Origin of the sequence: Rhodococcus sp. T7 (assembly GCF_009872365.1) — a bacterium.
Lineage (GTDB): Bacteria > Actinomycetota > Actinomycetes > Mycobacteriales > Mycobacteriaceae > Rhodococcus_F.
The window spans coordinates 28,570-48,137 of the sequence record NZ_WXYH01000187.1; the positions used below are offsets into that span (position 1 = coordinate 28,570).

The following is a 19,568-nucleotide window of genomic DNA, read 5'->3' on the forward strand; positions in this document are numbered from 1 at the left end:
GGTTGTGCAGCTCTGCTCCTGCGCCGCTACGACACCACCGACGGGTGATCGGCGCAGGGGTTCATCGGTCGATGTGGTTCCTACCCTAGTGCGCGGACGACGCCCGCGCGCAGTCAACTCCGAGCGCCCTTCGCCCCGCCGCCCCGACCGGAACGAACGGGACGCTCGTTCGATCCGACGCGACTGGCGTCCCGTTCGTCCGGGAAACCCGGGGTGGCGGGCCGTGACGGCGGACGACGGTCAGGCGTCGTCGAGAAGGTCTGCGGTGACGGCCGACTCGGTGTCCGGGATGCCGGTTTCCTTCGCCTTGCGGTCCGCCATCGACAGCAGCCGCCGGATGCGGCCTGCCACGGCGTCCTTCGTCATCGGCGGGTCGGCGAGCTGGCCGAGTTCCTCGAGGGACGCCTGCCGGTGCTCCACCCGCAGGTGACCGGCGGCCGCGAGGTGGTCGGGCACCTCGTCACCCAGGATGTCGAGGGCCCGCTCGACGCGGGCGGCGGCCGCGACCGCGGCGCGCGCGGAGCGGCGCAGGTTGGCGTCGTCGAAGTTGGCGAGCCGGTTGGCGGTGGCGCGGACCTCCCGGCGCATGCGCCGTTCCTCCCACACGAGGCGGGTGTCCTGGGCTCCCATCCGGGTGAGGAGCGCGCCGATGGCCTCGCCGTCGCGGATCACCACCCGGTCGGTGCCGCGGACCTCGCGTGCCTTCGCGGAGATGCCCAGCCTGCGCGCCGCCCCGACGAGGGCGAGCGCCGCCTCCGGGCCGGGGCAGGAGACCTCGAGCGCGGACGAGCGTCCCGGCTCGGTCAGCGAACCGTGCGCCAGGAACGCGCCGCGCCACGCGGCCTCCGCGTCGGCGACGCTGCCACCGACGACCTGCGCGGGAAGCCCGCGCACCGGACGTCCCCGCAGGTCCAGCAGCCCCGTCTGACGGGCCAGGGCCTCCCCCTCCTTCGCGACCCGCACGATGTACCGGGACGACTTGCGCAGCCCGCCCGCGCTGAGGACGTGGACGTCGGCACTGTAGGTGAACAGGTCGAAGATCTCACGGCGCAACCGGCGGGCCGTGGACCCCAGATCCACTTCCGCCTCGACCACTACCCGGCCGCCGACGATGTGCAATCCCCCGGCGAACCGCAGCAGCGACGAGACCTCGGCCTTCCGGCAACTCACGTGAGTGACGACGAGACGACTGAGTTCGTCTTTGACCTCTGCTGTCATTGCCACGAAGCGCTCTCCCTTTCCTCTGGTGTCTCGGCCGCTTCGCTCCCCCGAGACCCCGCTTCGGGGTCGCTCCAGAGCTGTTCGAGAACGGACGCAAGTCTTCCTGCATGGTGCGTGTGGGTGCCGTGCTCCGACACGTCGGCGTACACGACGCGTGCCCGGAACTGTCCGGCGGCGCGGGCGAGGTGCTCGCGCTCGCGCCCCGGTGGCACCGAACCCGAATCGACGACGACGAAGTCGACGGTGAGTTCGGGTGCGTGTTGGGACAGTACGTGCAGATGACGCTCGGTGGAGAATCCCGCGGTCTCGCCGGGTTCCGGAGCCAGGTTGAGTACCAGCACCTTCCGCGCGGGGGTGGCGATCAGCGTGTCGAGGAGTTCGGGCACGAGGACGTGCGGGATGACGCTGGAGAACCACGACCCGGGGCCGAGGACGACCATGTCGGCGACGTCGATCGCCCGGACCGCGTCCGGGCAGGCGGGCGGATTCGCCGGCAGCAACCGCACGCGGCGCACCTTGCCGGGGGTGGTCGCGACCGCGACCTGACCGCGGATGCAGCGGCTGACCCGCGGGTCCGCCTCGAGGCCCTGCACGTCGGCCTCGATGTCCAGGGCGATCGGCGACATCGGCAGCACCCGCCCGTTGATCCGCAGCAGCCGGGCGAGTTCGTCGAGCGCAGCGACGGGGTCGCCGAGCACCTCGGTGAGACCGGCGAGAATGAGATTGCCCACCGAGTGTCCGGCGAGGGCGCCGATTCCTCCGAATCGGTGCTGGATGGTGTCGGTCCAGTCCTGCACCTCGGGGTCGTCCGCGGCGAGCGCGGCGAGCGCCATCCGCAGATCCCCGGGCGGGATGACGCCGAGTTCGGCGCGCAGTCGTCCCGAGGATCCACCGTCGTCCGCGACGGTGACGACGGCGGTCACGTCACGGCTGAGCCTGCGGGCGGCGCTGAGGGTGGCGAACAGCCCGTGGCCACCGCCGAGCGCGACGATCGCAGGCGCCTGGTGCACCGGCCTCATTCGCGCCCCAGATCACGATGGACGACGCGCACGTTCAGCCCGGAGTCCTTTCCGAGCCGGCCCGCCAGGGCCTCCGACATGGCGACACTGCGATGTTTCCCCCCGGTGCATCCCACCGCGATGGTCATGTAGCGCTTCCCCTCCCGACGATATCCGGCGATCGTCAGATCCAGCAGGTGGTGATACGTGGCGAGATAGTCGTCCGCACCGTCCTGCGACAACACGTAGTCCCGCACGTCCGCGTTCTGCCCGGTGTGCGGACGCAACTCGGGGATCCAGTGCGGGTTGGGCAGGAACCGGACGTCGCAGACGAGATCGGCGTCCATCGGAAGACCGTACTTGAAACCGAACGACTGGACTGTTACTTGCATGGTGCGGTTCTCGGCGTCGCCGAACGCGTCCTCGATCTTCTGCCGCAACTGGTGCGCGGCGAGGGACGACGTGTCGATCACCAGATCCGCGGCGGCCTTCACCTTCGCGAGCTGGTCGCGCTCGGCGGCGATGCCCTCCGACAGGGTGCCCTCGGCGCCGCCGCCGGACAGCGGGTGACTGCGCCGGACCTGTTCGAACCGGCGGACCAGGACCTCGTCCGACGCGTCGAGGTACAGCACCCGCGTATGCACGGGCTTGCTCTCGAGTTCGGTGAGGACCCAGCCGAGGTCGCCGGTGAACAACCGGGAGCGCACGTCGATGACGACGGCGAGCCGCTCGAGCCGCGAATCGGATTCCAGGCTCAGATCCACCATCCGGGAGATCAGTTCCGGGGGAAGATTGTCCGCGACGTACCACCCGAGGTCCTCGAGGACCTTCGCCGCGGTCTGCAGACCCGCACCGGAGAGCCCGGTGACGAGAAGGAAGTCCATCGGCCGAACCGTGGGCGGACGGTCGCTCTGCGCGTGCTGCTCGTTCACTCGACACCTGTCCGTTGCGATGCGCTCTGTGCTGCCGGGCCGTGCTGTCCTACCGGTTCGCGGGGTAGGTCCGTTCCGTTTCGTTCTGCCGTGCCCGGCCCGTTCCGATCTGGTTCATCATCCCCCACTCCCGTGACGTCCGCAGACGGTTCCTCCGCCCCGAGAGCGGTGAGTACCGCCTTCGCCGTGGCCGTTCCGATGCCGGGCACCGCGGTGATCTCCTCGACGGAGGCCTGTTTGAGTTTGGCGACGGATCCGAAATGCGTCACCAGCGCCTTGCGCCGGGTCTCGCCGAGGCCGCGGACCGAGTCGAGTGCGGAGGCCGTCATCCGGCGGGACCGTTTGCTGCGATGGAACGTGATCGCGAAGCGGTGCGCCTCGTCCCGCACCCGCTGCAGCAGGTACAGCGACTCGCTGGTGCGCGGGAGGATCACCGGGTCCTCCTCCCCCGGCACCCACACCTCCTCGAGCCGCTTGGCCAGCCCGACGACGGCGACGTCGGTGATGCCCAGTTCGTCGAGCACCGCCGAGGCCGCGGCCACCTGCGGGGCACCGCCGTCGACGACGAACAGGTTCGGCGGGTACGCGAACCGCCGCGGCCTGCCGGTCTGCGGGTCGATCGCCGCCTCCGGGGCGAGGTCGCCGCCGTCCCCGCCGGACACCTGGTCGGCGTCCGCCCCCGCCGCTTCCGCGCGCAGCACCCCGACGTCACGGTTGTGCCGCAGGAACCGGCGCCGGGTGACCTCGGCGATGCTGGCGACGTCGTCGGAGCGGCCGTCGCCTGCGGCTTCCTTGATGGCGTAGTGCCGGTAGTCGGACTTGCGCGGCAGGCCGTCCTCGAAGACGACGAGGGAGGCCACCACATCGGTGCCCTGCACGTGGCTGATGTCGACGCATTCGATGCGCAGCGGCGCCGAGTCCAGGTCGAGGGCCTCCTGGATGCCCTGCAGGGCCGCCGACCGCGACGTGAAGTCGCCGGCGCGGCGCAGCTTGTGTTGTTGCAGTGCCTCCGTCGCGTTGCGCTGCACGGTCTCGGCGAGTGCCTTCTTGTCGCCGCGCTGGGGCACCCGGAGACGAACGGCGGAACCGCGGAGACCGCTGAGCCATTCCTGCACCTGCTCGGCGTTCGGTGGCAGCACCGGCACCAGGACCTCCCTCGGCACCCCGCTGGTGCCCACCTCCTGGTCGGCCGCGCCGGACAGGGCCGCCTGCTCACCGTAGAACTGGGTGAGGAACTGCTCGACGAGCAACGGCAGGTCAGAGCCCGCAGCGGAATCGACGCTGGCCCAGTCGATGACGTCGCCTGCCTTCTCGACTACCCAGCCGCGCTGCCCGCGGACGCGGCCGCCCCGGACGTGGAACACCTGAACCGCGGCCTCGAGTTCGTCGGTCGCGAACGCGGCGACGTCGGCGTCGGTGCCGTCGCCGAGCACGACGGCCTGCTTCTCGAGCGCCCGCCGCAACGCGCCCACGTCGTCGCGCAGTCGCGCCGCCGTCTCGAAGTCGAGTTCCTCGGACGCCTGCTGCATCCGGGCCTCGAGTTGCCGGACCAGTTTGTCGGTGCGCCCCGACAGGAAGTCGCAGAAGTCCTCGACGATCTGGCGGTGTTCGGCCGCGGACACGCGTCCGACGCACGGCGCCGAACACTTGTCGATGTAGCCCAGGAGGCAGGGGCGGCCGATCTGGTTGTGCCGCTTGAACACCCCGGCCGAGCAGGTGCGGGCGGGGAAGACCCGCAGCAGCAGGTCGAGGGTTTCGCGGATGGCCCACGCGTGCGAGTAGGGGCCGAAGTAGCGGACACCCTTGCGCCGGGGGCCGCGGTAGACGAACAGCCGCGGGTACTCCTCGTTCAGCGTGACCGCCAGAACCGGGTACGTCTTGTCGTCGCGGTAGCGGACGTTGAACCGGGGATCGAATTCCTTGATCCAGTTGTACTCGAGCTGGAGCGCCTCGACCTCGGTGCTCACCACGGTCCACTCGACGCTGCCGGCCGTGGTCACCATCTGGCGGGTGCGCGGGTGCAGCGTCGAGACGTCGGCGAAATAGGAATTCAGCCGTGATCGAAGACTCTTCGCCTTCCCGACATAGATGACCCGGCCGTGCGGATCGCGGAACTTGTACACCCCCGGGTCGACCGGAATCGTTCCGGTCGCGGGGCGATATGTCGAAGGATCGGGCACCCCTCCACGTTAGTCGGCGCCACCGACCAACCCCGCATCCGCGGCGGCGCGGAGGGGTGGCCCGCCGGTCAGGACGGCGCGTACTCCGACGCGAGCGCGCGGAACCGGTCGACGGCGTCGACGGCGTACTCGCGATCGTTCGACTGGATGGCCATCACGGCCAGGTACTCGTCGTCGGGCAGTTCGATCCGGGCCCAGGCCGCGCCGTCCGGGAAGGACAGCCCCTCGTACAGGTCCCAGTCGACGATGCGCTCACCGAGCACGTTGCGCACGGCGATGCCGCGGGGCCCGATGCGCACCCGCGGGCGGGTCAGCAGCAGCACGCCGGCCGCGAGGAGGCAGCCGATGCCCGCGAACGCCAGCTGGTCGGCGAGCCGGAAGTACACACCCGTCGAATCGCCGCGCAACAGGATCGCGAACGTCACGTGCACGACGACGAGCAGGACCGCAACCCCGATCGCGTAGCGGCGGGACTTGCGGGGCTTCGCGACGAGTGTCCACTCGGATTCCGGGGTGGTCACGGGTGGATCCGGATCATGCGAAGGACTCCTCGGCCCGGCGCAGCCGCGCCAACGTGACGGCGGTGTCGAGCGCGGCCGCGCACGCCTGCCCGCCCTTGTCCTCGACGGATCCGGGCAGGCCGCTGCGGTCGACGGCCTGCTGCTCGGTGTCCGTGGTGAGCACACCGTTCCCCACCGGGGTGCTCTCGTCCAGCGAGACCCGGGTCAGACCGGCCGTGACGGCGTCGCAGACGTATTCGAAGTGCGGGGTCCCGCCGCGGATCACGACACCGAGCGCGACGACGGCGTCGTGGCTGCGGGCGAGCGCCTGCGCGACCACGGGCAGTTCGATGGCGCCCGCGACGCGGACCAGGGTGACGTTCTTCACGTTCGCCTCGGCGGCCACTCGCTGCGCGCCGGCGATCAGCGCCTCGGAGATCTCGGCGTGCCAGCTGCCTGCGACGATGGCGAGCCGGAGGTCGCCGGCCTCCCCGAGTTGCAGCTCCGGCAGTCCCTCGCCGCTCACAGCATCTCTCCCGCTTCGAAGTCGTCGAGGCCGATCAGGTCGTGGCCCATGCGGTCGCGCTTGGTGCGCAGGTATGTCAGGTTCTCGGCATTCGCCCGCAGCGGCATCGACACCCGCTCGGTGATCTGCAGCCCGTAGCCGTCGAGGCCGACGCGCTTGGCCGGGTTGTTGGTGAGCAGCCGCATCGACGAGATGCCCAGGTCCACCAGGATCTGCGCGCCGATGCCGTAGTCGCGGGCGTCGGCGGGCAGGCCGAGCTCGAGGTTGGCGTCGACGGTGTCCGAACCGGCGTCCTGCAGCTGGTAGGCCTGCAGCTTGTGCATCAGGCCGATGCCGCGGCCCTCGTGCCCGCGCATGTACAGCACCACCCCGCGGCCCTCCTGCGCGACCATGTCCAGTGCGGCGTCGAGCTGGGGACCGCAGTCGCAGCGCAGCGAGCCGAACACGTCGCCGGTGAGGCATTCGGAGTGCACGCGCACGAGCACGTCGCTGCCGTCGCCGTCCGGTCCGGGCAGGTCGCCGCGGACCAGGGCCACGTGCTCGACGTCGTCGTAGATGCTCGTGTAGCCGACGGCGGTGAACTCGCCGTGCCGGGTCGGGATGCGCGCGGACGCGACCCGCACCACGTGCTTCTCGTGCTTGCGGCGCCACGCGATGAGGTCGGCGATGGAGATCAGTGCGAGGTTGTGGTCGTCGGCGAAGACCCGCAGTTCGTCGGTCTGGGCCATGTGGCCCTCGTCCTTCTGACTGACGATCTCGCAGATCACGCCGGCAGGCCGGAGGTCGGCCATCCGGGCGAGGTCGACGGCGGCCTCGGTGTGGCCGGGACGGCGGAGCACTCCGCCGTCCTTGGCCCGCAGCGGCACGACGTGGCCGGGGCGGGTGAAGTCCTGGGCGCCGGAGTTCGGGTCGGCCAGCAATCGCATGGTGGCGGCGCGGTCGGACGCGGAGATGCCGGTGCCGATGCCCTCGCGGGCGTCGACGGTGACGGTGTACGCGGTGCCGTGCTTGTCCTGGTTGGCGGCGTACATCGGAGGCAGGCCGAGCCGGTCGCAGTCGGCGCCGTCGAGCGGCACACACAGGTAGCCGGAGGTGTATCGAACCATGAAGGCAACCAACTCGGGGGTGGCTTTCTCCGCGGCGAAGATGAGGTCTCCCTCGTTCTCGCGGTCTTCGTCGTCGACGACGACGACAGCCTTGCCTGCGGCGATATCCGCAACGGCGCGCTCGATAGTGTCGAACCTGGTCACGTGCTCGGTCTCCAAAGTCTTGACTGACGCATCTTCGAATACAACGGATGCATCCGTGGGATGCTCCTCAACAGTACGACTCAGCGGCCGGCCGCTTGCAGCCGCTCCACATACTTCGCGATCACGTCGACCTCGAGGTTGACGGGCGTCCCGACGGCCGCCGCCCCGAGCGTCGTCAGTTGCAGCGTGGTCGGGATGAGCGAGATCTCGAAGTATTCGGCGCCGCGTTCCCCGCCGAGCGCCGACACCGTCAGCGACACACCGTCGACCGTGATCGACCCCTTCTCCACGACGTACCGGGAGATGGCGTCGGGAAGGGCGATGCGCACGACCTCCCAGTTCTCGGACGGGCTGCGGCTGATGATGTGCCCGGTGCCGTCGACGTGGCCCTGGACGAGGTGGCCGCCGAGGCGGCTGTTCAGCGCGGCGGCCCGCTCCAGGTTGACGCGGCTGCCCACGTCGATCTTCTCCAGGCTCGACCGGTTCAGCGTTTCCTGCATGACGTCCGCGGTGAAGGAGCCGTCGGCGAGCACCTCGACGACGGTGAGACACACGCCGTTCACCGCGATCGAATCACCGTGCGACGCATCGGAAGTCACGACCGGACCACGCACGGTGAACCGTGCGGCGTCGGCCAGTTCTTCCTTGGCGACGATCTCACCCAACTCTTCGACGATCCCGGTGAACACTGTGGCTTCTCCTACGTTCGGTGACTGTCAGGGTTTTCGGACACTGCTGGAACCAGACTCAACAACAGATCGGGGCCGATTGTTTCGACCGACTCGTGCCGGAACCGCAGGGCGCCGCCGATCGTGTGCACACCCGCCTCCGACACGGCGGACGTGCCCGCGCCGAGGACCAGCGGGGCGAGGTACGCCTGGATGCGGTCGATCCGGCCCGCGGCGAGGAACGCGCCGGCCAGCCGGGGCCCGCCCTCGAGCAGTACGTCGGTGTATTCGGCGAGCGCGGCGAGGACCTCGTCCACGTCGCGGGTGCGCAGCAGCAGGGTAGGTGCCGAGTCGTCGAGGACGCGGGCGCCGGGCGGGATGTCGCCGAGTCCGACGACGACGCGCACCGGCTGGTGCGCGGCGAGCGACCCGTCGGGCGTCCGGGCGGTCAGGTGGGGGTCGTCGGCCAGCACCGTCCCCGTCCCGACCACGATCGCGTCGAGCTTCGCGCGGTCGGCGTGGACCCGTTCGCGCGCCTCGGGACCGGTGATCCACTGGCTGGTGCCGTCGGCGGCCGCGCTGCGCCCGTCCAGTGTGGCCGCGTACTTCCAGGTCACGTGCGGTCGTCCGGTGCGCTGCCGGTGCAGCCAGGCCCGCAGCGGGCCGCGTTCGACGTCCTGCGCGCGCAGACCGGATGTCACCTCGACGCCCGCGGAGACGAGGGTCTCGGCGCCGCCCGCGGCCTCCGGGTTGGGGTCGCCCACCGCGTAGTGCACGGCGACCACACCGGCATCGAGCAGCGCCCGCGAGCACGGCCCGGTGCGGCCGGTGTGGTTGCACGGTTCCAATGTGACGACGGCGGTGCCGCCGCGGGCGGCGTCCCCCGCCTCCCGCAGCGCGACAACCTCCGCGTGGGGGCCGCCGGGCGGCTGCGTCATCCCGACACCGGCGATGCGCCCGGCGGCGTCGAGGACCACCGCGCCGACCGCCGGGTTCGGGCTGGTGAATCCGCGCGCCGACTCCGCGGCGCCGATCGCGATCTGCATCGCGGCGTCGAGGTCCGCAGCCGAATTCTCGTGCCGCACATGGGGGTTCACGATGTGCCGGGTGCCGCTACCGGGACAGGCTCAGGTGCGGCGACGCCTTCGCGGCGCTGGCACGCAGGGCGCGCACGGCCTCCGCGGGATCGCTCGTGCCGTAGACGGCGGAACCGGCGACGAAGCAGTCGACACCGGCCTCGGCGGCGGCCTCGACGGTGTCGGCGTTGATGCCGCCGTCGATCTCCACGACGAGGCGCAGCTCACCGGAGTCGACGAGGCGGCGGACGGCCTTCGCCTTCGACAGGACCTCCGGGATGAACGACTGACCGCCGAAGCCTGGTTCGACGCTCATGACGAGGAGCGTGTCGAAGTCCTTCAGGATCTCCAGGTACGGCTCGATCGGCGTGCCGGGCTTGACGCTGAGGCCGGCCTTGGCGCCTGCGGCGCGGATGTCGCGGGCGACGGACCGGGGGTCGTCGGTCGCCTCGGCGTGGAACGTGACGTTGTGCGCGCCGGCCTCCGCGTACGGCGGCGCCCAGCGGCCGGGGTCGTCGATCATGAGATGGCAGTCGAGCGGGATGTCCGTCGCCGCGAGGAGACTCGTCACGACGGGCAGGCCGAGGGTCAGGTTGGGCACGAAATGTGCGTCCATCACGTCGACGTGCAGCCAGTCGGCACCGGCGACCGCGTCCGCCTCCTCGGCGAGACGCGCGAAATCGGCAGAGAGAATGGACGGTGCGATCATCGGGGTTGCCACGCGCCGAAGTTTAGTCGTACGCGTACCGGGGCCGGGTCACGCGGTCCATACTGGGCGCATGCCGACCTGGACGGACGTCGTGGCGATCGGTGCGGCCCTGCCGGAGGTGCAGGAGAGCACGTCGTACAACACCCCGGCACTGAAGGTGGCGGGCAAGTTGCTCGCCCGGTTGCGAGCCGAGTCGGACGGCGGCCTGGTGGTGATGTGCGACCTCGACGAGAAGGCGGCCCTGCTCGCCGAGGGCGCACCGTTCTACACCACCGCGCACTACGACGGCCACGGTTCCATCCTCGTGGACCTCGAGAACGTCGACGTCCCGCAGCTGACCGAGTTGCTGCGCGACGCCTGGCGGATCAAGGCTCCGGCGAAGCTGCGCAAGCAGTTCGACCAGATCTGACGGGAAGGCGAGGGCCCGGGCGGCGCCCGCACACCGGCCCGGACCCTCATCGGATCGGCGTCAGACGCCGAGTTTGAGACCCGCCCCCGCATCGACCCGGAGTTGCTGACCGGTGACGAACCGGGACTCGTCGGACGACAGGAACACCACCGCGTGCGAGATGTCCTCGGGTTCGACCCACGGGGTCGGCATCGCCTGCATGAACGGGAACGTGACCTTCGCGTCCTCGGCGGTCGGGTTCTCGAGGTCGGGGCGGAACGTGCGGAACATCGGGGGGCTCTGCAGCATGTCCGTGTTGCAGTTGGTGGGGTGAATCGCGTTGACGCGGATGGACTTCGGGCCCAGGGTGAGCGCGAGCGAGTTGGTATACGTCCACACCATCTTCTTGGCGAGGCCGTAGCCGTCGCCCCCCGGCCCCTGCAGGGCCTGCTGGCCGTTCAGACCGGTCTGCGGAACCAGCCCGACCACCGATCCCGTCGCGATGATCGACGCGCCGGCGTCCAGGTGCGGCAGGGCCGAGTGGATCGTGTTGACCACACCGACGAAGTCGACGTCGAACGCATCGACGAAGCCCTCGACCGGCACGTCGTTCCCGAGGGGCGCGATCCCCGCGTTGGCGACGACGACGTCCAGGCGTCCCAGCGTCGCGACCGCGGCGTCGAGTTCGCGGCGCAGTGCCGCCCGGTCGCGCACGTCCACCTTGGCGGTGACGACGCGGCGCCCCGCTTTCTCGACGAGCCGTCCCGTCTCCGCGAGGTCGGCCTCGGTGGCCAGCGGGTATTCGTTCGACGCGATGTCCTCGCAGAGGTCGAACGCGATGATGTCGGCGCCCTCGTCGGCGAGATGCACGGCATGACTACGACCCTGACCCCGCGCCGCCCCGGTGATCAGAACGACCTTCCCCGCTACCCGATTCATCTGAAGTCCTCCACTCGCCTCGTGACGCACGTCTCTGTCGCGAGAAGAATTAGAACACGTTTCACAACAAAAGTGAAACAGGTTCTACCTCTTTCGGGGCGGGTATCGGGGCAGCGGGGAGAAGACCGCCCTATGGCTTGCGCAACGCGGCCATGAACATTGCGTCGGTGCCCTGCCTGTGCGGCCAGAGCTGGACGCTCGGACCGTCCCCCAGACCCGGCACCCCGGGAACGAGTTCACGGGTGTCGAGCGCCGTGAGCCCGTGGCGCCGCACCGCGTCGGCGACCACCGCCACCGTCTCGGACAGGTGCGGCGAACACGTCGCGTACAGGATCACGCCACCGGGGCGAACCAGCTCGGCGGCCGACGCGAGGAGTTCCCGCTGCAGTTTCGCGAGACCCGCCACGTCGGACGGTTGACGCCGCCACCGCGCCTCCGGACGCCGGCGCAGCGCACCCAGTCCGGTGCACGGCGCGTCGACCAGGATGCGGTCGAAGCCGCCCTCCAGCCCGGGATCGCGGCCGTCGGCGACGTGCACGTCCACCGGGAGTTCCTTCGTCGTCTTGCGGATCAGGTCCGCGCGATGTGCCACCGGTTCCACGGCGTCGAGGCGCCCGCCCTCGATCCCCGCGAGTGCGCCGAGCAGGGCGGCCTTGCCGCCGGGGCCCGCGCACAGGTCGAGCCAGCGGCCGGTGTCCGGTCCGTCCAGCGGCGCCAGCGACAGCGCGCGGGCGACGAGCTGACTGCCCTCGTCCTGTACTCCGGCGAGCCCCTCGCGGACCGCGTCGAGCAGACCCGGGTCGCCGCCGTCCAGGTAGACGGCGTACGGCGAGTACCGGCCCACCTCGCCGCCGGTGGCGAGCGCGAGTTCCTCCGACGAGATCTCCCCCGGACGGGCGACGAGATGGACCGCGGGCCGCGCGTCGTCGGCGATGAGCACGTCCTCGAGTTCCCCGGCGTCGGCGCCGAGCGCGTCCGCGAACACCTGCGCGATCCACGTGGGGTGCGCGTGCTCGAACGCCAGCCGCCCCACCGGGTCGGCGGGGGCGAGACGCTCCACCCATTCCGCCTCCGACCGCTCCGACACCCGGCGCAGCACAGCGTTGACGAACCCCGCCTTCCCCGGACCGGCCTCCGCGCGGACCAGGTCGACGGAGGTGGCGACGGCGGCGTGCGGGGCGACGCGGGTGCGCAGCAGCTGGTAGGCGCCCAACTGGAGAACGTCGAGGAGCGGGCCGTCGATCTCGGCGATCGGCCTGCCCGCGCAGTCGGCGATCACGGCGTCGAGGAGTCCGCGGGCACGGGCGGCGCCGTACGCCAGTTCCGTGGCGAGGGCGGCGTCACGGCCGTCCAGGCGTCGCTCACGCAGCAGCCCGGGCAGGACGAGATTGGCGTAGGCGTCGCGTTCCCGGACGGCGCGCAGCACGTCCCTCGCGGCGAGCCGGGGCTGGTCGAGTCCGGACTGGGATGCGTCCGGGCGGCGCGCCTGCCGGGGGCGGTTGTTGCGGGCCCCCGAGCCGGACTGGCCGCGGCGTGCGGGCCTTCTGGATTCGCTCACTGTGCCCGTACCTCCGCGTCGAGTCGTGCGCCTCGTGCCCAGTCCAGGGCGGCCATCTGTTTCTTGCCCTGCGGCTGGACGCGGTCGAGCCGGACCGCCACCGTGGACGTCCCGATCAGAAATCCGGACTTGGTCACGGAGATCTCCCCCGGCTCCAGTCTCTCGTCCGTCACGGTGACCGGGCCGACCTTGACGCGCAGATCACCGATCGTCGTCCAGGCGCCGGGCGCGGGCGTCACCGACCGGACGTGCCGGTCCACCACCGCAGCTGTTCTGTCCCACCGGATCCGCGCCGCCTCGACCGTCACCTTGGCGGCGTGCGAGACCCCCTCGGCCGGTTGCGGGACCGCGGTGATCGCGCCGTCCTCGATTCCGTCGAGCACCGACTCCAGGAGCACGGCGCCGCTGTCGGCGAGGCGTCCGAGGAGGTCGCCTGCGGTGTCGGTGTCCCGGATCCGCTCGGTGACCACCCCGTAGACCGGACCGGTGTCCATCCCCGCCTCCAGCCGGAACGCGCTCGCACCGGTCATGTCGTCGCCCGCGCCGATCGCGGCCTGCACGGGGGCGGCCCCGCGCCATGCAGGCAACAGCGAGAAGTGCAGGTTCACCCAGCCGTGGGCCGGGATGTCGAGCACCTTCTGCGGCAGCAGCGCGCCGTAGGCGACGACGGGCGCGCAGTCGGGTGCGAGGTCGGTGAGGCGCGCCAGGAACTCCGGTTCCGTGGGCCGCTCGGGCGTGAGCACCTCGATGCCGTGGGAGTCGGCGAGTTCGCCGATCGGTGAGCGGACCACCTTGCGTCCACGCCCGGCGACCGCGTCGGGGCGGGTGATCACGGCGACGACGTCGTGGCGTGGCGAACGGATCAGGCGTTCGAGGGAGGGAACGGCAGGCTCGGGGGTTCCGGCGAAGACTATGCGCACGCCGGCGACCCACACGACGGACGGTGGACCGCTGCGCGGGCCGAAACGGTACTCACGAAGGAAGCTCCCCTTTGATCGACGATGTGCCGACCAGTCTAGGGAGTCGCACCCGGGCCGTGACACTCGGCGAACGGTCGGCGAAGCGATTCCGCGGAACCGCACACAGCGACGACGGACGGGTATTGACTGTTCTGAGGCCGGCGCGAACGGTCGGGCCGGTGTCCCGTTTTCGAACCTCTGGAGGTAACGATGGCAGGAATCGAGAGCAAGTTCGACAAGGCCTACGAGACGAAGCCCGTCGAAGAACTGGCAGGCGCCCCCGTCGCCGCCCTGCAGGGCGTGAGCGATTCCGACGCCGAACACCTGGCGGCCGCGTTCAACATCAAGACCGTGAAGGACCTCGGCACCAACAAGTACTTCCTGTGGGCGCAGGCCGTCGCGAAACTGGCGGAATAGCAGCCACACACGAGAAGCGGGGAGCCGTGCGGTGCACGGCTCCCCGCTTCTTCTGTGTGCGGGTCTAGCGGTTGCTGTCGACGACGACCTCCGGGATGCCCGCGCCGATCGGGACGAACTCGCAGCGAGCGAGCGGAACCGCGTCCGGGTCGAGGGCCGCCCGGACCAGGTCGAGCGCGAACGGATCGTACGGAGCGCGGAAGTGCCCGGTGCCGTTCTCGGGGCATCGATCCTGGATCAGGATGTTGACCGCCCCGGCGCCGCGGAGCGCCATGTTCGTATATGGCTGGATCATCTCGTCGTACCGCGACCCGATCGTCGTGTACGAGACGCCGGGAACCGTGTCGCCGCCCGCGTTGAGGTCGTTCATGAACGGCGAGCCCTGCATCTGCTGACTGACGGCCACCGACGTCACCGTGCGGGCGAAGTCCGGGCCGCCGGGCAGCGCCTGCACGACCGGAACGAGGCCGTACATCACTCCCCCGTAGCTGGGCGACGCGAGTCCGACCCAGTGGTCGACGAACGGGGCGCCGCCGAGTTTGTTCACGTAGTACCTGGTGACGTTCGCGCCCTGCGAGTAGCCGACGACGTCGACCTTGCCGGCGCCGGTCGCGTCGCGGACCCGGTCGACGAACCGGCCGAACTCCCCCGCGCTCGCGACGATGTCCTCGGTCCCGAACGAATCGGCGCCCGGCGCACCGCCGTAGTCGAGCGCGAACACGCAATAGCCGTCCGCGGCGAGCATCGGCGACAGGGCGGCCCAGTCGGCGTAGGCGCTGGCGTCGGTGCCGTGCGCGAGCACGACCGGCTCGGGGTGTTCCGCGGAGGGCGTGCAGGAGAAGTCGTTCGATCCGGCGGGCGCACTGCCCGGGTGGTCGTGGGCGTACGCGGCGGCGGCACTACGGCCGGTCTGGGGAACCCCGGCGCCGGCGGGCACGACGTATGTGGGTGGCGAGGCGTCGTCCGCGTGGGCGGTGGACACTGCGCCGGACATCAGCAGGACGACACCCGCGACGACCGCACCGGCACCCCGAAACCTCATGATCCCTCCCGACTTGGCTGTGACGTTGCTGTGAACCTTCCCAGAATGTGCACGCTCTGTCGCGTCGAGCCGGCGGGTCCGCGGCGGGGTGCAGCGGCCTACGAGTCGGCTTCGTCCTTGCCCGCGTCGCTCTGATCGTCCTCCGCGAGAAGGCGATACAACGAGCGCCGCGCTTCGGTGAGAATCTCGCCGGCCCGCCGGACCTGGACGTCGTCGCCGACCGCGGCGACCTGCCCCGCAGCGCCCATCAGCAGCCCGATCAGGCCCCGCAGGTCCTCAGCCGGCCTGCCGACGCTCTCCCGCACGTCGTCCCACGGCGTGCCGAGTTCGGCCTTGTTCGCTTCGACGAAGGCCTTGCCTTCGTCCGTGAGGCGCGCGGTCTTGCGGCCCGCCACCTTTGCGATGAGCACCAGACCCTCGTCCTCGAGCTGCGACAGCGCGGGATAGATCGACCCGGGACTGGGCTTCCACACCCCGTCGCTGCGGTCGACGATCTGCTGGATCAGCTCGTAGCCGTGCATCGGCTGCTCGGTGAGCAGCAGCAGGATCGCGGAGCGGACATCGCCGCGCCGTCCCCGCCCACCCCGCCCGCGTCCGCGGCCGAAGTGCATTCCGGGCCCGAAGCCCGGACCGCCCTCGGGGCCGAAGCCGCCTCGGCGGTGTCCGTGACGGTGCGGCCCGTCGGGCCGTGCCATCCGTTCGCGTCCGAATCGTTCCCGTCGGGAACCTCTGTGTTCGAAATGGAAGTCTTCCATCATCAGCCTCCTTCTGTATCGCTGATGCATCAACGATATATCGTCAATAGCAGCGCGGCAAGGCCCCTTTTCTGTGACGGTGGTCAATTACCCGATGCGAATGGGGTCGATCTGTACCCGCGCGGGCTGCGAGTCCTTCCGCGCACTGCGCACCGACTGCGCCTCCCCCAACGCCTTGGCCAGCGGTTTCCCCTCTCCGCGGGGCACCCGGATCAGCATGCGCTCCACCTCCGCCGGCTCCGGTGCGTCACCGGAGAACGGCAACCGCTCCCCGGCGGGCAATTCGACCGGGCCGAGCAATTCCGCATTCGCCGGCAGGTCGGCGAGATCCAGGAGGTCGGCGATCGCCTTCGCGCTGCCGTCGATCGCCGCGAGATGGATGGCAGGCGGAAATCCGACCTCGGCCCGCTCCTCGTACTGCGCACGCGCGTGACCGACCGGATCCCAGCGGACCAGCGCCTGCACCGTCGGAATGCCCGAATCGGCGACGACGACCACCTGACCGCCGTCGGCGAACGGGCGCACGAGGGACGACGCCGTCATCCACCGCCGCATCGTCTCCTCGGCTGCACGCAGATCGGGACGGCCCAGCAGCGCCCAGCCATCGAGCAGCAACGCCGCGCCGTAGCCGCCCGGCATCACCGGTTCGGCCCCGACCGTCGACACCACAAGGGTGGGGCCCTGCTTCACTTCGTCGACGACGTCCGAGCCTCCGGACATCCGGACGGCCACCCCGGGGAACGCGCGACCCAGTTCCTCGGCGGTGCGTCCCGCACCGACCACGACGGCCCGCAGCGCCCGCGCTCCGCACGCGTGGCAGCGGTGCGCGGCGTCGGCGACGCCGCACCACCGGCACGCGGGTGTTCCCGCCCCGTCCGGACCCGCCGCGGACGGCAGCGCGAGCGGTCCGTTGCACCGCCGGCACCGCGCGGGCGCCCGGCACTTGCCGCACGCGAGGCTGGGGACGTAGCCGCGCCGGGGCACCTGGACCAGCACACCCCGGCCTGCGCCGAGAGCCTCCCGGGCGGCGGCGAACGCGATGGCGGGCAACCGGGCGGCCCGCGCTCCGGGGTCGCGGGCCAGGGCGTGGTCGCTGTCCGCGAGTGCGGTGATCTTCGGGGCGGCCGCCCGCACGGTGTCCCGGAAGGCCACGAGGTCGTGCGCCCAGCCCGAATCGACCAGGGCCTGGGCCTCCGCGGTGCGCGCGTGCCCGGCCAGCACCACCGCACACCCACTGGCATACGCGCGGAGCAGCGCCACCTCGCGGGCGTGCGGGTACGGTGCGCGCGGTTCGGAATGGTTGTCGTCCCCGTCGTCCCACACCACGATCAGTCCGGTGCGCGGTGTCGGCGCGAACACCGAACTCCGGGTTCCGACGACGACCCGGGCGGTCCCGCGCAGCGCCGCCAGCCACCGCCGGTAGCGCAGGGCGGGCCCGAGACCGGCGGCGAGTCCGACGACGGCGTCCTTACCGAGCAGCGTCTCCACCGCAGCGACCACCCGGTCGAGGTCGCGCTGGTCGGGGACGACGACGACGGTGCTCGCCCCGGTGGCGGCGACGAGCCCGGACAGTTCGGCGAGACGCGCCGGCCAGTCCTCGCCGGGGAGTGCCTGCCACACCGCGCGCGGGGCGCGCCCCTCGGACAGCGCCGTCAGGAACGCGGCGCCGTGCATGTACCGGTCCCACGCGTCGGCGGCGATCGCGGTGGCGGACACCTCGGTCGGTTCGGATGCGGCCTCGGACTCCGCCCGCGCGTGCCTCGGCGGAATCGCGAGCCGCAGGACGTCGGCGCGGGTTCCGGCGTAGCGGCCGGCGACGAGGTCGACCACCCGGGTGATCTCCTCGGTCAGCACCCGTTCGGGTAAGATGACCCGTTCGAGCCACCCGAATCGGCCCTGATGGTCGCTCGTCGCGGTGCGGGCCACTACGAATCCGTCGACGAGGCGCCCGGCGAACCGGATGCGGACCCGGACCCCGGGCTGCGCCTGCTCGTCGAGGTCCTTCGGCACGAGATAGTCGAACTCGCGGTCGAGGTGTGCGAGCGGAAGGAGCGGCAGCACCCGAGCAACCGGGTCGACTTCTGCCGCAACCTTTTCCGCGCTCACCCGGCGGCCCCTACCGCAGCGGCGCCCGCCGCGCCGTGACGACCGATCAGAGGCCTGCGGCTGCCCGCAGCTTCTCCGCCCGGTCGATGCTCTCCCACGGGAGGTCGATGTCGGTGCGACCGAAGTGACCGTACGCCGCGGTCTGCGCGTAGATCGGGCGCAGCAGGTCGAGGTCGCGGATGATGGCGCCCGGACGCAGATCGAACGTCTCGGTGATGGCCTGCTGGATCCGCGCCGGATCCGTCTTCTCGGTCCCGAACGTCTCGACGAACAGGCCCACCGGCGCCGCCTTGCCGATCGCGTACGCCACCTGGACCTCGATGCGATCCGCGAGACCCGCCGCGACCGCGTTCTTGGCCACCCAGCGCATGGCGTAGGCCGCCGACCGGTCGACCTTCGAGGGGTCCTTGCCGGAGAACGCGCCGCCTCCGTGGCGGGCCATGCCACCGTAGGTGTCGACGATGATCTTGCGCCCGGTCAACCCGGCGTCGCCCATCGGGCCGCCGAGGACGAACTTGCCGGTCGGGTTCACGAGGAGGCGGATGTTCGACACGTCGAGTTCGGGCATGTCGATGTCGGCGAGAACCGAACCGAGCACCTTCTCGCGCAGATCCGGGGTGAGCAGGTTGTCGAGGTCGATGTCGGCGGCGTGCTGCGTCGAGATGACCACCGTGTCGAGGCGAACCGCCTTGTCACCGTCGTACTCGATGGTGACCTGGGTCTTGCCGTCGGGACGCAGGTACGGCAGGACCCCCGACTTGCGGACCTCGGTGAGTCGACGCGACAACCGGTGCGCCAGCGCGATCGGCAGGGGCATCAGTTCCGGGGTGTCGGTGGTGGCGAACCCGAACATCAGTCCCTGGTCGCCTGCGCCCTGACGGTCGATCTCGTCGTCGCTCAGTTCGCCGGTGCGGACCTCGTGCGAGTGGTCGACGCCCTGGGCGATCTCCGGGGACTGCGCGCCGATCGCCACGTTGACGCCGCAGGAGTTGCCGTCGAAACCCTTGGCCGAGGAGTCGTACCCGATCTCGAGCACGGTGTCGCGGACGATCTTGGGGATGTCGGCGTAGGCGGTGGTCGTCACCTCACCGGCGACGTGGACCTGCCCGGTGGTCACCAGCGTCTCGACGGCGACGCGGGCACGGGGGTCTTCGGTGAGGAGCGCGTCGAGGATGGAGTCGCTGATCGCATCACAAATCTTGTCCGGGTGCCCCTCGGTCACAGACTCACTGGTGAATAGCCGACTACCGGACTGGCTCACAGAATTCCCTCTCGACAGTTGTCCTGAACAGCACTTGAAAACAGCTTAGCTGCGTAATACAACGAACGACCCTAGCGCCACCC

The 19,568-nt window shown here is 70.8% G+C and carries 19 protein-coding genes; 2 read left to right on the forward strand and 17 right to left on the reverse strand.

The window, feature by feature from the left end; translation table 11 throughout:
- Nucleotides 1–240: 240 nt before the first annotated feature.
- The 10 genes from whiA to rpe form a co-directional block, all read right to left on the reverse strand.
- Nucleotides 241–1,224 (reverse strand): DNA-binding protein WhiA, encoded by a 984-nt coding sequence (gene whiA / locus MLGJGCBP_RS18595; RefSeq protein WP_005262275.1) that lies wholly within the window; start codon nucleotides 1,222–1,224, stop codon nucleotides 241–243.
- Nucleotides 1,215–2,240 (reverse strand): gluconeogenesis factor YvcK family protein, encoded by a 1,026-nt coding sequence (locus MLGJGCBP_RS18600; protein ID WP_160097528.1) that lies wholly within the window; start codon nucleotides 2,238–2,240, stop codon nucleotides 1,215–1,217. The genes whiA and MLGJGCBP_RS18600 overlap by 10 nt, the downstream gene beginning before the upstream one ends.
- Entirely contained in the window at nucleotides 2,237–3,103 is an 867-nt protein-coding gene (rapZ, locus tag MLGJGCBP_RS18605; protein WP_072942446.1) for an RNase adapter RapZ, read from the reverse strand. Before rapZ ends, MLGJGCBP_RS18600 begins: the two co-directional genes overlap by 4 nt.
- A gap of 44 nt (nucleotides 3,104–3,147) precedes the next feature.
- The gene (gene uvrC / locus MLGJGCBP_RS18610) at nucleotides 3,148–5,331 is read right to left on the reverse strand and encodes an excinuclease ABC subunit UvrC (RefSeq protein WP_160097529.1); all 2,184 of its coding nucleotides are present in this window, start codon (nucleotides 5,329–5,331) and stop codon (nucleotides 3,148–3,150) included.
- A 68-nt stretch (nucleotides 5,332–5,399) separates the two neighbouring features.
- Nucleotides 5,400–5,852 carry a PH domain-containing protein gene (locus tag MLGJGCBP_RS18615; RefSeq protein ID WP_087555956.1) on the reverse strand — a complete coding sequence of 151 codons (453 nt, stop codon included), beginning with the start codon at nucleotides 5,850–5,852 and terminating at the stop codon, nucleotides 5,400–5,402.
- Between the two features lie 13 nt (nucleotides 5,853–5,865).
- The gene (gene ribH / locus MLGJGCBP_RS18620) at nucleotides 5,866–6,357 is read right to left on the reverse strand and encodes a 6,7-dimethyl-8-ribityllumazine synthase (protein ID WP_087555955.1); all 492 of its coding nucleotides are present in this window, start codon (nucleotides 6,355–6,357) and stop codon (nucleotides 5,866–5,868) included.
- The gene (locus MLGJGCBP_RS18625) at nucleotides 6,354–7,607 is read right to left on the reverse strand and encodes a bifunctional 3,4-dihydroxy-2-butanone-4-phosphate synthase/GTP cyclohydrolase II (protein WP_087556009.1); all 1,254 of its coding nucleotides are present in this window, start codon (nucleotides 7,605–7,607) and stop codon (nucleotides 6,354–6,356) included. The genes ribH and MLGJGCBP_RS18625 overlap by 4 nt, the downstream gene beginning before the upstream one ends.
- An 80-nt stretch (nucleotides 7,608–7,687) precedes the next feature.
- A complete protein-coding gene (locus MLGJGCBP_RS18630) occupies nucleotides 7,688–8,296 on the reverse strand; it encodes a riboflavin synthase (protein ID WP_160097530.1) in 609 nt (202 codons plus the stop codon).
- A gap of 11 nt (nucleotides 8,297–8,307) precedes the next feature.
- The gene (ribD, locus tag MLGJGCBP_RS18635) at nucleotides 8,308–9,360 is read right to left on the reverse strand and encodes a bifunctional diaminohydroxyphosphoribosylaminopyrimidine deaminase/5-amino-6-(5-phosphoribosylamino)uracil reductase RibD (protein ID WP_160097558.1); all 1,053 of its coding nucleotides are present in this window, start codon (nucleotides 9,358–9,360) and stop codon (nucleotides 8,308–8,310) included.
- Nucleotides 9,361–9,388: 28 nt separating this feature from the next.
- Nucleotides 9,389–10,072 carry a ribulose-phosphate 3-epimerase gene (gene rpe / locus MLGJGCBP_RS18640; RefSeq protein ID WP_072942121.1) on the reverse strand — a complete coding sequence of 228 codons (684 nt, stop codon included), beginning with the start codon at nucleotides 10,070–10,072 and terminating at the stop codon, nucleotides 9,389–9,391.
- A gap of 58 nt (nucleotides 10,073–10,130) precedes the next feature.
- On the opposite strand from rpe, the gene MLGJGCBP_RS18645 reads away from it, so the two are divergent.
- Nucleotides 10,131–10,469, forward strand: coding sequence for an MmcQ/YjbR family DNA-binding protein (locus MLGJGCBP_RS18645; RefSeq protein ID WP_087555952.1), 339 nt, complete (start codon nucleotides 10,131–10,133; stop codon nucleotides 10,467–10,469).
- Nucleotides 10,470–10,529: 60 nt separating this feature from the next.
- Here the strand turns inward: MLGJGCBP_RS18645 and MLGJGCBP_RS18650 are convergent, their stop codons facing one another.
- The 3 genes from MLGJGCBP_RS18650 to fmt all read right to left on the reverse strand — a co-directional run bounded on the left by MLGJGCBP_RS18650 (nucleotide 10,530) and on the right by fmt (nucleotide 13,865).
- On the reverse strand, nucleotides 10,530–11,387 hold the full coding sequence (locus MLGJGCBP_RS18650; RefSeq protein ID WP_160097531.1) for a mycofactocin-coupled SDR family oxidoreductase: 858 nt from the start codon (nucleotides 11,385–11,387) through the stop codon (nucleotides 10,530–10,532).
- 130 nt (nucleotides 11,388–11,517) lie between these two features.
- Nucleotides 11,518–12,945, reverse strand: coding sequence for an RsmB/NOP family class I SAM-dependent RNA methyltransferase (locus tag MLGJGCBP_RS18655; protein WP_087555950.1), 1,428 nt, complete (start codon nucleotides 12,943–12,945; stop codon nucleotides 11,518–11,520).
- Nucleotides 12,942–13,865: a methionyl-tRNA formyltransferase gene (gene fmt / locus MLGJGCBP_RS18660; protein WP_087556008.1), complete on the reverse strand. Its 924-nt coding sequence runs from the start codon at nucleotides 13,863–13,865 to the stop codon at nucleotides 12,942–12,944. Before fmt ends, MLGJGCBP_RS18655 begins: the two co-directional genes overlap by 4 nt.
- 249 nt (nucleotides 13,866–14,114) lie before the next feature.
- Here fmt and MLGJGCBP_RS18665 point away from each other — a divergent pair, with 249 nt between their 5' ends.
- Complete coding sequence (locus MLGJGCBP_RS18665) at nucleotides 14,115–14,321, forward strand: hypothetical protein (protein ID WP_015890616.1); 207 nt, start codon at nucleotides 14,115–14,117, stop codon at nucleotides 14,319–14,321.
- 64 nt (nucleotides 14,322–14,385) lie between these two features.
- Here the strand turns inward: MLGJGCBP_RS18665 and MLGJGCBP_RS18670 are convergent, their stop codons facing one another.
- The 4 genes from MLGJGCBP_RS18670 to metK form a co-directional block, all read right to left on the reverse strand.
- Nucleotides 14,386–15,363 carry an esterase/lipase family protein gene (locus MLGJGCBP_RS18670; protein WP_160097532.1) on the reverse strand — a complete coding sequence of 326 codons (978 nt, stop codon included), beginning with the start codon at nucleotides 15,361–15,363 and terminating at the stop codon, nucleotides 14,386–14,388.
- Between the two features lie 98 nt (nucleotides 15,364–15,461).
- Nucleotides 15,462–16,118: a PadR family transcriptional regulator gene (locus MLGJGCBP_RS18675; RefSeq protein WP_160097559.1), complete on the reverse strand. Its 657-nt coding sequence runs from the start codon at nucleotides 16,116–16,118 to the stop codon at nucleotides 15,462–15,464.
- 87 nt (nucleotides 16,119–16,205) lie between these two features.
- The gene (locus tag MLGJGCBP_RS18680) at nucleotides 16,206–18,224 is read right to left on the reverse strand and encodes a primosomal protein N' (RefSeq protein ID WP_160097533.1); all 2,019 of its coding nucleotides are present in this window, start codon (nucleotides 18,222–18,224) and stop codon (nucleotides 16,206–16,208) included.
- A gap of 46 nt (nucleotides 18,225–18,270) precedes the next feature.
- Nucleotides 18,271–19,485 (reverse strand): methionine adenosyltransferase, encoded by a 1,215-nt coding sequence (gene metK / locus MLGJGCBP_RS18685; RefSeq protein ID WP_160097534.1) that lies wholly within the window; start codon nucleotides 19,483–19,485, stop codon nucleotides 18,271–18,273.
- Between the last annotated feature and the right edge of the window lie 83 nt (nucleotides 19,486–19,568).

What these genes read in the sequence shown, in the direction of transcription:
- MLGJGCBP_RS18670 (WP_160097532.1), bottom strand. Translation starts at nt 15,363, where the DNA reads ATGAGGTTTCGGGGTGCCGGTGCGGTCGTCGCGGGTGTCGTCCTGCTG.
- MLGJGCBP_RS18645 (WP_087555952.1), top strand. Translation starts at nt 10,131, where the DNA reads ATGCCGACCTGGACGGACGTCGTGGCGATCGGTGCGGCCCTGCCGGAG.
- MLGJGCBP_RS18600 (WP_160097528.1), bottom strand. Translation starts at nt 2,240, where the DNA reads ATGAGGCCGGTGCACCAGGCGCCTGCGATCGTCGCGCTCGGCGGTGGC.
- rapZ (WP_072942446.1), bottom strand. Translation starts at nt 3,103, where the DNA reads ATGGACTTCCTTCTCGTCACCGGGCTCTCCGGTGCGGGTCTGCAGACC.
- MLGJGCBP_RS18665 (WP_015890616.1), top strand. Translation starts at nt 14,115, where the DNA reads ATGGCAGGAATCGAGAGCAAGTTCGACAAGGCCTACGAGACGAAGCCC.
- MLGJGCBP_RS18650 (WP_160097531.1), bottom strand. Translation starts at nt 11,387, where the DNA reads ATGAATCGGGTAGCGGGGAAGGTCGTTCTGATCACCGGGGCGGCGCGG.
- MLGJGCBP_RS18675 (WP_160097559.1), bottom strand. Translation starts at nt 16,118, where the DNA reads ATGGAAGACTTCCATTTCGAACACAGAGGTTCCCGACGGGAACGATTC.